The organism is Kribbella sp. NPDC056861 (assembly GCF_040687575.1).
In the GTDB taxonomy this organism is placed as follows: domain Bacteria; phylum Actinomycetota; class Actinomycetes; order Propionibacteriales; family Kribbellaceae; genus Kribbella.
The window spans coordinates 1,182,278-1,196,642 of sequence record NZ_JBFBNQ010000003.1 but is presented as its reverse complement, the minus strand read 5'-3'; the positions used below and the strand labels follow the sequence as shown (position 1 = coordinate 1,196,642).

Here is a 14,365-nt window from a genome sequence, read left to right as displayed (position 1 = left end):
AGTTGCCGGCAAGACGTAGAGGCACGTCTTGGACCGTGAAGGGAACAAGTTTCTTAATGTCACCCCGCCCAGCCGCCGGACGCCGACGTCGCAGTACCCGCGCACCCCGGCCGCAATCCCGGGTCCGCCGGACCGCCGTCGCGATCGGCACCGTCATCCTGGTGATCACGCCGATCTCCTGGATCCTGCTGCACCAGCCGCAGTCCAACCAGGCCGAGGCTTCGGTCCCGTACGTCACCCGGGACGACGACACCTACCTGCAGACCTCGACCACCCCGATCGTGGCGACCCCGACGGCAACGATTCCAGGCAGCACGCCCACCCCGGCCCCGACCACCGGTACGCCGAAGCCGACCGCGACCCCGAGCGTCCCGGGCAGGAACCCGACCACGACCCCCACGGATGCGCCGACCGCGGCACCGACCGACGGTTCGACGGACCAGCCCACCAGCGGTCCGACCGACAGCCCTGACGCCACCCAGGCACCGCAGAACCCAGCCAGCCAGACTCCAGGTGGCCAGACCCCGGAGCCGACGCACTCGCCGAGCAGCACTCCATCGAGTACGCCGAGCACCACCACCCCGCCGCCGCCCAGCGACGACGGCAGCATGTCGGGCGCCGAGGTCGAGCTGTTCACGCTGGTCGACAACGCCCGGGCCGAGCGCGGTTGCGCGCCCCTGCAGCGCGACAGCGATCTCACCGGTGGCGCCCGGCAGGATGCGAAGACCCGGGCCAAGAGCGGTGACGTCTCCGACAACTCCTCGTCGATGGCCGCTACCGGCGGCGACGACGTGACGGCGAAGGCGGCCTTCACCAAGCTGAAGAGCGCGAGTGCCGGCACCCTGTTCAACTGCGGCCTGCACGAACTGGGCGTCGGCAAGGGCACATCCGACCGGAAGGTCGGCCTGCTCTGCCCACTGGTGGCCTGCACCACCAAGACCCGGGTCGCCTGGGTGGTCGACTTCAGGTAGCTGTTCCCTGGTTCGGGGTGGGACGATTGGGCGAGGTGCTTGAGTCGGCTCCGGGGGCGGGGTTAGCTTGAGCCTCCACCCACCTGTGCGGGGAGGCCGGATGTACGGCGAGCGCGACGATCTCGAACCGGCCCGGCCTGCGCTGTTCGGCATCCCGCCGGATGCCCAGGCCGACGAGCGGCCCGATCCCCGGCCGGAGGACGCCCGCCGGATGGGGCTGAGCCGGCACACCGAGGAAGGCGCCGTGGTGTTCTTCGCCTCGTCGCTGGACCGGGCCAAACCGGGGCACAAGATGATGGCCTGGATCCTGCTGCTGACCTTCTCCGCGCCGGTGCTCTACATCCTGCTCACCCTGGTCTGAGCAAAGCGTTGTCACTCTGAGTGCCCTTGGCCCTTGACGGCCACGGAGGGTGACAATAACGTTCGGGGCGCCGGGGGGAATCCGGCAGTCAGCAGTTCATCGGGCCGGGGGGAATCGGCCCACAGCCGGGAGGAAATCCATGTTCGTACGTCGCTTCAGCCTGCCCATCGCCGCCGTCGCCAGCGCACTCACCGCTGTCGCAGGTCTCGCGATGCCGCTGCCCGCGATGGCGGCCAGCACGGTGGTGCTGTCCGGGATCCAGTACGACGCGCCGGGCACCGACACCCGGACCAACGCGCACCTCAACACCGAGTTCTTCACCATCCGCAACCTGAGCACCCGTCCGGTCAACCTGGCCGGCTTCATGGTCAAGGACGTCAAGAACCACACCTTCGTCTTCCCGCGTGGCTACGTGCTCAAGGGCCGGACGACGGCGATCATCCGGACCGGCAAGAACCGCAACACCGCGGTCACCCTGTACTGGAACCAGGGCAACTACATCTGGAACAACACCGGCGACACCGCCCGGTTCATCACCCCGGCCGGCAAGGTCTTCGACACCTGTTCCTACAAGGCGCTGGCCGGTCGCTCGCGAGTCGCCTGCTAGTACATCTGGTGTGACGTCCAGAAGGGCGCCAGGTCCTTCGGGGTGGCGGCCTCGGCGGCCGACTTGAGGTCGCCGGGGGTCGATACGCCGTACCAGTGGGACTTGGCGTAGCCCTTCATCAGCCTCTCCATCGCGGGAGTGCCGATGTAGCGCTGCAGGTCGGCCAGCATGCAGGCGCCGTACGTGTAGACGTACTGGCTCCAGCCGGGGCCGTACTTCTTCCAGAAGCCGGTGTCGTTGGTGATCCGCACATCGAGCTGGCCCGGCCAGCAGTCGGGTTGCGCGTCACCCCAGTGCAGATACGACGCGTACGTCGCGAACGCCTCGTCCAGCCATGGGTCGGCGTACTCGTTGTTGCCGACGATCCCGTACCACCACTGGTGCGCCAGTTCGTGCACGACCGGACCCTCTTCGCTGGGCGGCGCGATCAGCAGCACGTAGCCCGGATACTCCATCCCGCTGAACGACACCCATTTGTCGTTCAGCACCAGGTCGACCTCGCCGTACGGGTACTGGCCGAAGCGCCGGCTGAAGTCGTCGATCGCCGCGACGCCCTTGGTCCGGGCATCGACGACCGCGGCCGCCGTCACGGTGCCGGTCCACCAGGTGCGCACCTTCACCCCACCCGGCGATGTCACCACGGACTGCTTGAACGGCCCGGCCGCGAAGGCGAAATCCCTGACCTGCTTGGCGATACTGGTCGTCGTGACCGTCTTGCCCTTGCCCTCACCCGAGGTCGAGGTGACTCCGGTCGCCGGGATCTGCACCGCGGCCGGGTGCCGCAGCCGAACGGCGAAGTCGGCGGCGAGCGTGTAGTAGCTCTCCCCCAGGTTCAGATCCGGTTCGAGATGCCAGCCGGCCCAGTCGTGCACCGCCAGCACCGGCAGCGCGTTGCCGAAGAAGCTGTGCGCACCGGCCCGGCCGAACCGTTCCAGCCGCTCCGGCGCGGTCATTGCCAGATCGAACGCGATCGCCGAACGCTTGCCTGGGGCAAGTTTCTTGGTCAGCGTCACCTTCAGCGCGGTGCAGTTGACCGTCAACGTCCCCGGCGTGCCGCCCTCGAACTTGCTGACCTTCACCGGCGCCGTGCAGCCGTCCCACGCGTTGCCCCAGAGCCGCAGGTAGATCTCGGCCAGCGGCTTGCCTGTCGTGTTCACGAAGGCGATCCGCTGCCGGCCGGTCCAGGTCCGGGCGGTCGCGTCGCTGGTCAGCTCTACGTCGTACTGCGCTTGCCCCGGTCCGCGGACCACGGTTTGCTTGCCTTGAGCAACATCAGCGAAGCCGAACGGCAGCAGCAGACTGGCGAGCAGGAGGACAACGATGCGGCGCACGGCGACTCCCCAGGGTTCGTGGAGCCATCAACGCTAGCGGGCGGAGGGGGCGGGATCCGGGCCTTCCGGGAGCCAGTCGTGTACCAAGATCTCATCGCCGACCGTGACAACGCCCGGGGTCAGCACGGCCGCCTTCATCCCGAAACTGACGCCGCCGCCGTAGTCGGGCTGCCGCCGGTACTTCGCCAGCGTGCGGGTCGGCTCGGGACCACGCTTCTCCCCCGTCGCCTGATCGACCGTCGGTACGGCGCAGCGGATGGCGCGGGCGGCGTAACCGAACTCGAGCCCGCCGGCCGAGGCACGCAGTACGCGATCCTCGGTGTGTGGCTCCGGCCAGCCTTCGACGACGAGATTGGCCCGGAAGCGGTTCATCGGGATCGGGTCGGCGCCGGTCTCGACGATCCGCCCGTTGAGCCCGTCGAGCGAGGACAGCGACGTGATCAGCAGCGCGTGGGCGTCGCCGAAGCCGGTCAGACCCTCGTGCACACCCCAGCCGGGACGCTCGTGCTCCGGCGTCACCCGGACCAGCTCGACCGGCCGCCCGAGCCGCTCGGAGAACCACTCGTCGGCGGCGGGATCCTGCACCACGCCGACCCCGAACCACTTGGCGAACAGGCTCACGTCGCGCCGCTTCCCGTCGTACGCGACCTGGACTTCGAGGTCCTGCGCGCCGTCCGCGGAGAGCTTGAGCGCGTCACCGTCGGCGAGCACCTCGACCCGCAGCGGCGCCATCGCGGGCGTGGTGCGCTGACTGATGAAGGTGCCGTCGGGGTTGACCAGCATGAAACTCCGGTCGTGCCGCAGGCCGGTGGCGATCACGTCGGCGCGCTCGACCGACACCCCGGCGAGACCCTTCACCGGGTAGTAGTTCAGCGCGGCGATCCTGGCAGCAGACACCCAGTCAAGTTACCTGCCGCCGGGCCCTCACGGGGCCAAAGCTGACACTGATTTGTCAGCGGCCGAAAGTCCCGGCCGGTGCCGCCGGGGAGGCGAATCCCTCGGCATCGGTGAGCGGAGCCGCCTTGCCCGCGAGCTCGGCCAGCGGCACCACCTCGTACGGCGGTTGCGCGCGCCGGCCGACCGGCGTCAGCTCCGGCACCGGCTGCGGCGACCCGACCAGTACGACGTTGCCGAAACCCTTGCCACGCAGCACTTTGCGCTCGGCCAGCACCACACCGTCACCGAGACCGGCACGCAGGGTCGCAGCGACCCGGCGAACGAAGCCCAGCCCGGCGGTCCCGTCGATCAGGTTGAAGACCAGCACCCCGGCGGGCCGCAGGATCCGGGCGCACTGCGCGACGAACTCGGTGGTCACCAGATTGGCCGGGACCGCCTCGCGGACGAAGGCGTCGACGATCACGACGTCGGTGGAGTCGTCGTACAGGCTGGTGATGCCCTCGCGACCGGTGACACCGCGGACCTTGATCCCGGCGCGCTTCGGCAGCGGCAGCGTCTCCCGGACGAACTCGGTCAGGTCCTCGTCCGGCTCGAGCACGATCTGCCGGGAGCGCGGCCGGGTGACCGCGACGTACCGGGCCAGGGTCAGCCCGGCGCCGCCGACGTGCACGACCGAGATCGGCTGCTTGCGCGCCGCCACCAGGTCGAGTACGTCCCCGATCCGGCGGACGTACTCGAACCCGAGATGGGTGGGGTCGGCGAGGTCGACCTGGGACTGCAGCGAGCCGTCGACCCGCAGCACGAAGGTGCCGTCCGCTTCGGCCTCGACGGTCGCGGTCCCACTGGCTACCTTGCGTTCCACCCCGTCATCCTGCCAGCAGGGCTACTTGTCCTCCGCCTCGGCAGCGACCGCGATGTCCGGGTTGTCGGAGAACAGGCCGTCGATGCCCGCCGCCCGGTACGCCGCGATCTCACCGAACAGGTTGCCCGAGTCCGCCGCGACGGTCGAGCTGTCGAAGTTGGCCGGCAGGAAGTTGTTCTCGACCCGGAACGTGTACGGGTGCACGACCAGCCCGGCCTGGTGCGCGTCACGGACCAGCGCGGTCGGCGTACCGAGCTTGCCGGTCGCGTCGAGCGGGATCACTTGGTCCTTGGACGGACCGACGCCGGCGGCGTACGTGGCGACCTCGCGCAGCCCCTTGGCGGAGACCACATCGGCGTACGTGCGCTTGTCGCCGCTCGCGACGAAGTCGTACGGCGCACCCGCCGAACTGGTCAGCTGCACCAGCGGGACCCGCAACTGGTTGTGCAGCGCCTTCAGGTTGGCGACCTCGAACGACTGGACGAACACCTTGGCGTCCCGGCGGTTGAGGTTGTTGCGGGTCAGCGTCTTCACCAGCTCCGGCTCCAGCGCGAGACCCTGCTGCTGGAAGTACGTCGGGTGCTTGGTCTCGGGGTAGATCCCGATCGGGCGGTCGAGCTCGCGGGACAGCCGCTTGGTCAGATCGATGACCTCCTGCAGGGTCGGGATCTGGTAGTGCCCGTCGAAGACGGTGTTGTGCTGGCGCAGCGCCGGGATCCGCTCCTTCGCGCGGAGCGTCTTCAGCTCCTTGAGGGTGAAGTCCTCGGTGAACCAGCCGGTCAGCGGGGTGCCGTCGAGCACCTTGGTCTTCTTCCGGGCGGCGAACTCCGGGTGCGCGGCGACGTCCGTCGTACCGCCGATCTCGGGCTCGTGCCGGGTCACCAGGACGTGGTCCTTGGTGGTCACCAGGTCGGGCTCGATGAAGTCGGCGCCCATCCGGGCAGCCAGCTCGTACGACGCCAGCGTGTGCTCGGGCCGGTAGCCGGAGGCACCCCGGTGCCCGACGATGACGAAGTCGTCGTGCTTGCTGGACGCCACCTGGGAAGCAGCGGCGGTCGTGTCGCGGGACGTGTCGGACACCTGCGGGACGAGGACCGCGGCGGCGACCGCCAGTGCGGAGGCGGCGACCGGGACGAACCGGCGGGACAGCACCGAAACCATCGGAATTCTCCTTACAAGTCAGGGACTGCCCAAACCATCGGGCCCGCGGAAGGCGGGGGTGCGTCCGGGCGGTGAACGGGTGGTGTGGATCACCTGACCCACCGTCGCCTGCGCGGGCCGGACTTGCTAGCGTCCGAAGGGAGTCCGTCGTTGAATCCTTAGAGGAGCGTGTCGTGAGCAAATCACCCGTCAAGGTGGCCGTCACCGGTGCTGCCGGTCAGATCGGATACAGCCTGCTGTTCCGGATCGCGAGCGGCGCGCTGCTCGGGCCGGACACGCCGGTCGAGCTGCGGCTGCTGGAGATCACCCCGGCGCTGAAGGCGCTCGAGGGGGTCGTGATGGAGCTCGACGACTCCGCCTTCCCGACGCTGGCCGGGGTCGAGATCGGCGACGACCCGAACGTCATCTTCGACGGCGCCAACGTCGCGCTGCTGGTCGGCGCGCGGCCGCGGACCAAGGGGATGGAGCGCGGTGACCTGCTCGAGGCCAACGGCGCGATCTTCACCGTCCAGGGCAAGGCGCTGAACGACCACGCCGCCGACGACATCCGGATCACCGTCACCGGCAACCCGGCCAACACCAACGCGCTGATCGCCCGCAGTAACGCCAAGGACATCCCGGCCGAGCGGTTCTCCGCGCTGACCCGGCTGGACCACAACCGGGCGCTGGCGCAGCTGGCCAAGAAGACCGGCACGCACGTCACCGACCTGAAGAAGCTGACCATCTGGGGCAACCACAGCGCCACCCAGTACCCGGACATCTTCCACGCCGAGGTGGCCGGCAAGAACGCGGCCGAGGTCGTCAACGACCAGAACTGGCTGGAGAGCGACTTCATCCCGACCGTGCAGAAGCGCGGCGCGGCGATCATCGAGGCCCGCGGCGCCTCCTCGGCCGCCTCCGCGGCGGCCGCCACCATCGACCACGCGCGCGACTGGCTGGGCGGCTCGGCCGACGGCGACTGGCTGTCGATGGCCGTCGTCTCCGACGGTTCGTACGGCGTACCGGAGGGTCTCATCTCGTCCTTCCCGGTGACCACCAAGAACGGCGACTACGAGATCGTCCAGGGCCTGGAGATCAACGAGTTCTCCCGCGCCCGGATCGACGCCAGCACCAAGGAGCTCGGCGAGGAGCGCGACGCCGTCCAGGCGCTCGGCCTGCTCGGCTGACCTTTCGCAGCAAACAGAAACCCCCGGGCCCGTGCGCCCGGGGATTTCTGTTTCCGGGTGGATCAGCGCAGCGGATACGCGCCGATCACCGTCTGATCGGTGCTGTTCCCGGCCACGTCGACGACCTGCGCCCGCAACGACACCGTCGTCCCGGAAGGTGTTGTGAACAGGGCTTTGTAACCTGTCCCGGACCGTACGACGGTCGCCGGCTTCCAGGTCTTGCCGTCATCGCCCGACACCTGCACGGCAACCTTCTTGACCGCCGGCAGCTTGGCGCCCGGCGTCCCGTCCAGCACCAACGGCAGCACGGTCCGTGTGGTTCGCCTCACCGTGTTCCGGCTGTCCACCGTCGGCTGATACCGCACTGTGCGCGCCGGCAAGACCGTCTGCTGCGCGGTCGCCGCCGAGCTGAAGGTCAGTGTCAGGTCGGTCCGCCCCGAGTACGCCGTATCGGCCCGTGTCCCGGTGGTGACCAGCTTGTACGCCGCCTTGCCGGCCGGCAGTCCTTCCGCGAACACCGACCCGAAGTCGCCCGAGGTGGCCACCTGCTCGCCGTCCCGGTAGAGCGTGCTGCCGGCGGAGTCGGTCCGTTCGATCCCGAAGTGCCCATCGGCATCGCCGTGCTTGCCGATCGCGACGGACAACCGGCCCTCGAGCCGCCCGAGCGTACCGATCGCCGGCCCGAAGGACGCGGCGTTCCAGCGCTCCCGGTAGGTCCGGCCGGCCCGGTACTTCACCGCCGCACCGGTGAGCTGGGACAGACCGAACGGCGAGTGGTCCTCGGCTGGTTCGACCAGGTCACCGATCCAGCCGCCCGGCACCTGGTCGAGGTAGTACCGGATCGTCCTGGGCTGGTCGACGTGGATCACCCGGACGAAAACCCCACCGACCCCGGGCATCACAGGTCTGATCGTCTTCTGCATCCGCTGCCCCGTGGTGGCGTTCATCGTCTGGTCGACCACCGCCAGGTCCTTGCCCTGGACCGCGCGGTTGAACCCGGTGACGAACTCACCCGGCTGGTAGTTCGCGATGCCGTACAGGTAGGGCGTGTTCGAGAAGAATCCGTCCTCGCCGCGCACGCCCCACTGCGAAACGACGTGCCCGGTCAGTTCGTCGGTGCGCAGCTTCGGTCCGGTGCTGTGGGTCAGCAGTTCGCGGCCGAAGCTGAAGTTGAGGGCACCGGTGAAGTAGTCCTGGGCGGAACCGTAGCGGTCGAAGCCGACGTCACTGTTGGCCTGCTCGGCCTTAGGGTTCGGGACCGAGGTGGTGACCGGCTTGGCCTTGCGTGCGTCCAGAACGACCGTCTGGTCCGAGGTGAGCCGCACCTGCGGAGCAACCAGCTTGTAGAACCGGTAGTCCTCCTCGGTGACCGCGAACTCCTGGAAGTCGTCCAGCAGGTACTCCCCCTTCGGCAGCCGCACCTGGATGGTGCCACTGGGGTCGTAGATGTTCTCGAAGGTCAGGTTGTCGACACCGACCAGCACGACCGGCCCTTGGTCGTCAGGGGTTCCGTCCGCGCGGATCGGCTTGACCGTCAGTGTGTAGGTCTCACCTTCCTTGGTCACTGACACCGGCACCGCGACCGTGGCGCCGGTGGCGGTCGCGATGATCCGGCCGGCGTACACGCCGTCCGGCCCGCTGTGCTTGGTGTTCGAGATCGCCTGGACCGACGCCGTACCACCGGCCGGCACAGTCACCGAGGTCGCGCTCAGTGTCAGAGCACCAGCCGGCGCCCCCGTGCCGTCGGCCGTGCTGAACGAAGCGGTCAGCGCCAGCGTTACCGGCTGGTCGCCGAGGTTGCGGTAGGTCACGCCCTTGGTCACCGGCACGTCGTCGGTGTGCGGGTAGGAAGCGACTCCGAAGGAGACCGAGCCCGGCTCGGCGATCACCGACTGCTTGATGGCCTGGGTGAGGTCGATCCGGCCGGCCCCTTGCTCGTACACCGTCTGCCCGGCGGCCGTTTTCGCCGATCCCGTCAACGTGCCCTTGAGTTCGGAGGCCCTCCAGGACGGGTGTTGCTGCACCAGCAACGCCGCCGCGCCCGCGGTGTGCGGGGTCGCCATCGACGTACCGGAGAGCTTCAGGTACTGATCACCGACCGGGTTTCCGATCGAGGAGTCCTTCGACTTCGCCGCCACGATGTCCACGCCCGGCGCGGTGACATCGGGCTTGATCCCGCTGACCCCGAGGCCGGGTCCGCGGCTGGAAAACCCGGCCAACCGGTCCTGCTTGTCCACCGCACCGACCGTCAGCGCCGCCTCGGCACTGCCCGGCGACTCGATCGAGTTCGCCCCGAACTGGCCGCTGTTGCCGGCCGCGATCACGAACAGCGTGCCGGTGCTCGCGGTCAGCCGGTTCACGGCTTCCTCGATCGGGTCGATCTCGGGGGTGTTCCGGCCGCCGATACTGAGGTTGACGATGTTCGCCTTGACCTCGTTGGCGGCCCACTCCATCCCGGCCAGGATCGCGGACTCCGCGCAGCCCCGGACCTCGCAGATCTTGCCGTCGTACAGCTTCGCGTCCGGCGCGACGCCCTTGTACTTGCCGCCTGACGCGGCGCCGGTGCCCGCGATCGTCGAGGCCACATGGGTGCCGTGGCCGACCAGGTCCCCGGCCGATTCACCGGTGAAGTTCTTGGCCCCGGCCACCTGAGTCGCCAGGTCCGGGTGGGTCGCGTCGATCCCACTGTCCAGGACGGCGACGGTGGATCCCTTGCCGGTGTAGCCCGCCTGCCATGCGGCCGGGGCACCGATCTGTGGCACCGACTGGTCGAGCAGCAGTTCGCGTTTGCCGTCCAGCCAAATCTTGCTGATCCCGCTCGCCGCCTGGGCTTTGCTGTTGAGTGCTGTCCCGGTCAGGAACTTGGTCGCGTTCTCCTTCGCCACCTTGACAGCGGCGAAGCGTTTCGCCTTGTTCTGGTAGGTGATCAGCAGCGGGATGGCGCTGCTCGCCTTGTCGTCGTACCCCGCCTTGATCAGCCCGGCGACGTCGAACAGCCGGCGATCCAGCTGCCCGGTCGCGAGCTGCAACCGGACGTCGGCCGGGATCACGTACGACGCCTGCTTGGTCCGGTAGGTGTTGAACCCGACCTTCTCCCGGCCGGGACCGGGCTCGACGGTCGCCTTGCCGGGGTCGCCGCCCAGCAGGGTCACCCGGTCACCGGTGATCAGAGTGACGCGGACGTCGGCCGGCATACCGGCTGCATTGCGGGTTGCGTTGACCGTCACTTGGTCCGCCGGCACTGCCTGGGCCTGGCTGCCGACAGCGGACAGGCCGAGGCCCACGATCACCAGGGAGGCGACGGCGGGCAGGCCGAAACGCCTCGATCTCGAGCTGAAAACCACGATGGGCTCCTCCAAAGGTTGCCGGGATTGGCCTCACTGCACATCACCTGAACGACACGACCTCGCCGCCGGGTTGCACGATCGGGCTGTCCGGGAACGCAGAAGCAGGTTCCGGGATCGCCGTGCCGATCCCGGAACCTGCTGGCCTACTGCTAGATCAGCGGAACTGGTACGCCCCGATGACGGTCTGGTCCGTCGTGTTGCCGGCGGCGTCGACCAGGTGGGCCTTCAGCGAGACCGTGCTGCCCTTCGGCGTCGCGAAGATCGCCTTGTAGCCCGAGCCGACCCGTACGACGGTGGCGGCCTTCCAGGTCTTGCCCTCGTCACCGGACACCTCCAGGTCCAGCTTCTTGAGAGCCGGCAGGACCGCGCCGGGCTGGGCCGACAGGGTCAGCGGCAGCACCGTCACGGCCGATCGCCTGGCCGAGTTGCGGTTGTCGACAGCCGGCTTGAAGCCGACCGTGCGCAGCGGCAGCAACTGCTCGTCGGCCGTCGTGTCCGAGCTGAAGGTGAAGGTCAGGTCGATCTTGCGTGACAGCTTGAACATCGACGACCGGTCCAGCGACGTGACGAACTTGTACGACGCCTTGCCGGGCGGCAGGTCCTCGGCCCCGCCGTCACCGAAGAACGGGGAGTCCCCGATCAACTGGCCGTTGCGGTACAGCTTGCTGTTCTGGGTGTCGGCCATGGTCGCCCCGCTGTGGCCGTCGGCATCCGTGGTGGAGTAGATGCCGAGCAGGAGCGCGTTCTCCGTACGACCTGCGTAGTACGGCGTCGGTGCGAAGGTGGCCGCGTTGTACCGCTCCTGGTACGACTTGCCGGCCCGGTACTTCGTGTTCACTCCCTCAAGCTCCGTCACGACGATGGGGAACGGGTCATCGGGATCGGGGCTCGGCATCACCTCGGCCACCTGTGCCTCCCAGCCGACCGGTGCCGCGTCGAGGTACAAGGTCGACCTGGCCGGCAGGTCGTAGCTCACGACCGGCGTCCAGGCGCCGCCCATGCCCGGGGCGGACGGGATCAGGACGCGCTGGGCCTGCCGGTCACTGGTCGCGTTGATCGTCTGCGTCACCGTGGCCAGGTCCTTGGCCCGGACCGCGCGCTGGAAGCCGGTGTAGAAGACGTTCGGCTGCGTGTTCACCAGCCCGTACAGGTACGGCGTGTTGGAGTAGCCACCCTCCGGCGTCAGCTTGCCCCAGTCGGAGACCACGTGGGCCGTCAGCTGGCCGGCCGGCGCGGGTCCGCCCAGGTTCGCGGTGTGCACGCCCTCGAAGCCGAAGCTCAGGATGGACGCGCTGAGGCCACCGTTCTCGGACTCCCGGTCGTAGCCGACGTCGGCCAGGAACACGTCGGCGTCCTTGTTCGGCACCGTGGTGGTGACCGGCTTGGTGGTCCGGGCGTCGATGGCGACCGTCTTGTCACTCGTCAGCTGCAGCAGCGGCTGGACGACGTAGTACAGGTCGCCGGTCTCGGTTCCCGGCCGCTCGACGTACTGGTCGCCCTGCACCAGGTAGTCGCCCTTGGGCAGCCGGATCTTCACCGTGCCGCTCGGGTCGGAGTAGAAGTTGAACAGGTACTGGTCGATCCCGAAGAGCAGGGCGCCGCCGTCGGCCGACGGCTTGCCGTCGGGACCGATCTGGTTGACGGTCAGCGTGTAGCTCTCGACCTCCTTGTCCACCCCGAGCGGGGAGACGACGGAGGTGCCGCCAGCGGTCGCGGTGATCCGGCCGGAGTAGATGCCGTCCGGCCCGTTGTGCTTGGTGTTCGAGGTCGCCTGGACGGTCGCCGTGCCACCGGCCGGGACGGTCACCGAGGTCGCGCTGAGCTTGAGCGCGCCGGCCGGCGCCGGGGCACCGGTCGCGTCGGTGAGCGAGGCGGTCAGTGCGAGGGTGACGGCCTGGTCGCCGAGGTTGCGATAGGTGATCGTCTTGGTCACCGGGGTGTCGTCGGTGTGCGGCCACTGCGCGGTACCGAACGAGACGCCGCCCGGATCGGTGACGACGGACTGCTTGATCGCCTTCGCGACGTCGATCCGGCCGGCCCCCTGGTCGAACACGCTCTGGCCGGCAGCGACCTTGGCCGACGCCATCAGCGCGCCCTTCAGCTCGCTCGCCTTCCAGGTCGGGTGCTGCTGGGCCAGGATCGCGACCGCGCCGACGGTGTGCGGCGTGGCCATCGACGTACCGGACAGGGTCAGGTACTTGTCGCCGACCGGATCGCCGATCACCGCGTCCTTCGACTTCGCGGCGACGATGTCGACGCCGGGCGCGGTCACGTCGGGCTTGAGCGCGCCGTCACCGATCCGCGGGCCACGGCTGGAGAAGTCGGCCAGCTGGTCCTGCTTGTCCACCGCGCCGACCGTCAGCGCGGCGTCCGCGCTGCCCGGCGACTCGATCGTGCCGGCGCCCGAGCCGCTGTTGCCGGCCGCGACGACGAACAGGGTGCCGGTCTGAGCGGTCAGCCGGTTGACTGCCTCCTCGATCGGGTCCAGCTCCGGAGTGTCGGTACCGCCGAGGCTGATGTTGACGACCTTGGCCTTGACCTCGGTCGCGGCCCACTCCATCCCGGCCAGGATCGCCGAGTCGGGGCAGCCGCTCAGCTCGCAGACCTTGCCGTCGTAGAGCCTCGCGTCCGGCGCAACGCCCTTGTACTTGCCCGCGGAGGCGGCCGCGGTACCGGCGATCGTCGAGGCGACGTGGGTGCCGTGACCGACCTTGTCGCCGTCGGCCTCCCCGGTGAAGTTCTTCGCGCCCGCGACCTGCGGAGCCAGGTCCGGGTGGGTGGCGTCGATACCGGTGTCGAGCACCGCGACCGAGACTCCCTTGCCGGTGTAGCCGGCCGCCCAGGCCTGTGGGGCGCCGATCTGCGGCACGGACTGGTCGAGCGAGATGTGCCGCTTGCCGTCCAGCCAGATCTTGGCGATCCCGTTGGCCGATCGCGCCGACTGGGCGCCGGCCAGGAAGGCGGCGGCGTTCTTCTTCTCCACCTTGAGCGCGGCGCCGTTGATCACCGGCAGGTTCCGGCTGACGGTCGCGTTGGCGGGAGCGGACCGGTTCGCCTTGCCCTGGTAGGTGACCACCAGCGGGATGACCTTGCTCGACTTGTCGTCGTACCCGGCCTTGATCAGCGCGTTGACGTCGAACAGCCGCCGGTCCAGCCGGCCTGCCGTCACCGCCGCGCTGACGTCGGACGGAATGACCAGCAGTTGGTCCTTCACCCGGTGGGTGCGGAACTTCACGCCCCTGCGGCCCGGGCCGGGCTCGACCGACGCCTTGGCCGGATCGCCGCCCAGCAACGTCACCCGATCACCCGTGATGAGGGTGACCACCTTGTTGGTCGCGACCGCGGTCTTCGCCGCCGCCTTGCTCTTCACAGTGCCGGCTGGTTCCGGCTCGCCTGCCTGTGCCTGGCCTACGGCGGTGACGCCCAGGCTCAGCACGGCCAGTGAAGCGACGGCGGTGAGCCCGAGTCGCCTCGATCTGGTTCTGTCTCCTGATGGCACGATGAGTCCCTCCCAATCGGTTGTCCTCAGCAGGTGTCGCCAGGAACGCCTCACGGTGCGGATCCGAGACGACACACACGGTGAGACGTGCAACGGTCGGGAGACGTTGCTCGCCGGCCGTCATTTGCAGTTACTTGCAAATGACGGCCGGCTGCTTGACCTG

At 68.9% G+C, this 14,365-nt stretch carries 10 protein-coding genes; 4 read left to right on the top strand and 6 right to left on the bottom strand.

Translation table 11 applies throughout. The annotated features are described in order from the left end of the window. Positions 1 to 56: 56 nt before the first annotated feature. The 3 genes from AB0P21_RS19540 to AB0P21_RS19530 all read left to right on the top strand — a co-directional run bounded on the left by AB0P21_RS19540 (position 57) and on the right by AB0P21_RS19530 (position 1,939). A complete protein-coding gene (locus AB0P21_RS19540) occupies positions 57 to 971 on the top strand; it encodes a hypothetical protein (RefSeq protein ID WP_363698378.1) in 915 nt (304 codons plus the stop codon). Positions 972 to 1,071: 100 nt separating this feature from the next. Beyond that, a complete protein-coding gene (locus tag AB0P21_RS19535) occupies positions 1,072 to 1,332 on the top strand; it encodes a hypothetical protein (RefSeq protein ID WP_363698377.1) in 261 nt (86 codons plus the stop codon). Between the two features lie 139 nt (positions 1,333 to 1,471). After that, a complete protein-coding gene (locus AB0P21_RS19530; protein WP_363698376.1) occupies positions 1,472 to 1,939 on the top strand; it encodes a lamin tail domain-containing protein in 468 nt (155 codons plus the stop codon). On the opposite strand, the gene AB0P21_RS19525 is transcribed toward AB0P21_RS19530, so the two are convergent. From AB0P21_RS19525 to AB0P21_RS19510, 4 genes are read right to left on the bottom strand one after another with little or no spacing between them, the layout of a single operon-like run. Further along, positions 1,936 to 3,270 carry a M1 family metallopeptidase gene (locus tag AB0P21_RS19525; protein WP_363698375.1) on the bottom strand — a complete coding sequence of 445 codons (1,335 nt, stop codon included), beginning with the start codon at positions 3,268 to 3,270 and terminating at the stop codon, positions 1,936 to 1,938. The genes AB0P21_RS19530 and AB0P21_RS19525 overlap by 4 nt on opposite strands. A 33-nt stretch (positions 3,271 to 3,303) precedes the next feature. Further along, positions 3,304 to 4,167: an MOSC N-terminal beta barrel domain-containing protein gene (locus tag AB0P21_RS19520; RefSeq protein WP_363698373.1), complete on the bottom strand. Its 864-nt coding sequence runs from the start codon at positions 4,165 to 4,167 to the stop codon at positions 3,304 to 3,306. Positions 4,168 to 4,222: 55 nt separating this feature from the next. Next, a complete protein-coding gene (locus AB0P21_RS19515; protein ID WP_363698371.1) occupies positions 4,223 to 5,029 on the bottom strand; it encodes a fused MFS/spermidine synthase in 807 nt (268 codons plus the stop codon). 21 nt (positions 5,030 to 5,050) lie between these two features. After that, positions 5,051 to 6,190 carry a glycerophosphodiester phosphodiesterase gene (locus tag AB0P21_RS19510; protein ID WP_363698369.1) on the bottom strand — a complete coding sequence of 380 codons (1,140 nt, stop codon included), beginning with the start codon at positions 6,188 to 6,190 and terminating at the stop codon, positions 5,051 to 5,053. A gap of 173 nt (positions 6,191 to 6,363) precedes the next feature. Here AB0P21_RS19510 and AB0P21_RS19505 point away from each other — a divergent pair, with 173 nt between their 5' ends. Next, complete coding sequence (locus tag AB0P21_RS19505) at positions 6,364 to 7,356, top strand: malate dehydrogenase (protein ID WP_363698368.1); 993 nt, start codon at positions 6,364 to 6,366, stop codon at positions 7,354 to 7,356. Between the two features lie 62 nt (positions 7,357 to 7,418). On the opposite strand, the gene AB0P21_RS19500 is transcribed toward AB0P21_RS19505, so the two are convergent. Both AB0P21_RS19500 and AB0P21_RS19495 read right to left on the bottom strand, forming a co-directional pair. Next, positions 7,419 to 10,700, bottom strand: a complete 3,282-nt coding sequence (locus tag AB0P21_RS19500) for a S8 family serine peptidase (RefSeq protein WP_363698366.1) — start codon at positions 10,698 to 10,700, stop codon at positions 7,419 to 7,421. 157 nt (positions 10,701 to 10,857) lie between these two features. Next, positions 10,858 to 14,202 (bottom strand): S8 family serine peptidase, encoded by a 3,345-nt coding sequence (locus tag AB0P21_RS19495; protein ID WP_363698365.1) that lies wholly within the window; start codon positions 14,200 to 14,202, stop codon positions 10,858 to 10,860. Positions 14,203 to 14,365 lie beyond the last annotated feature (163 nt).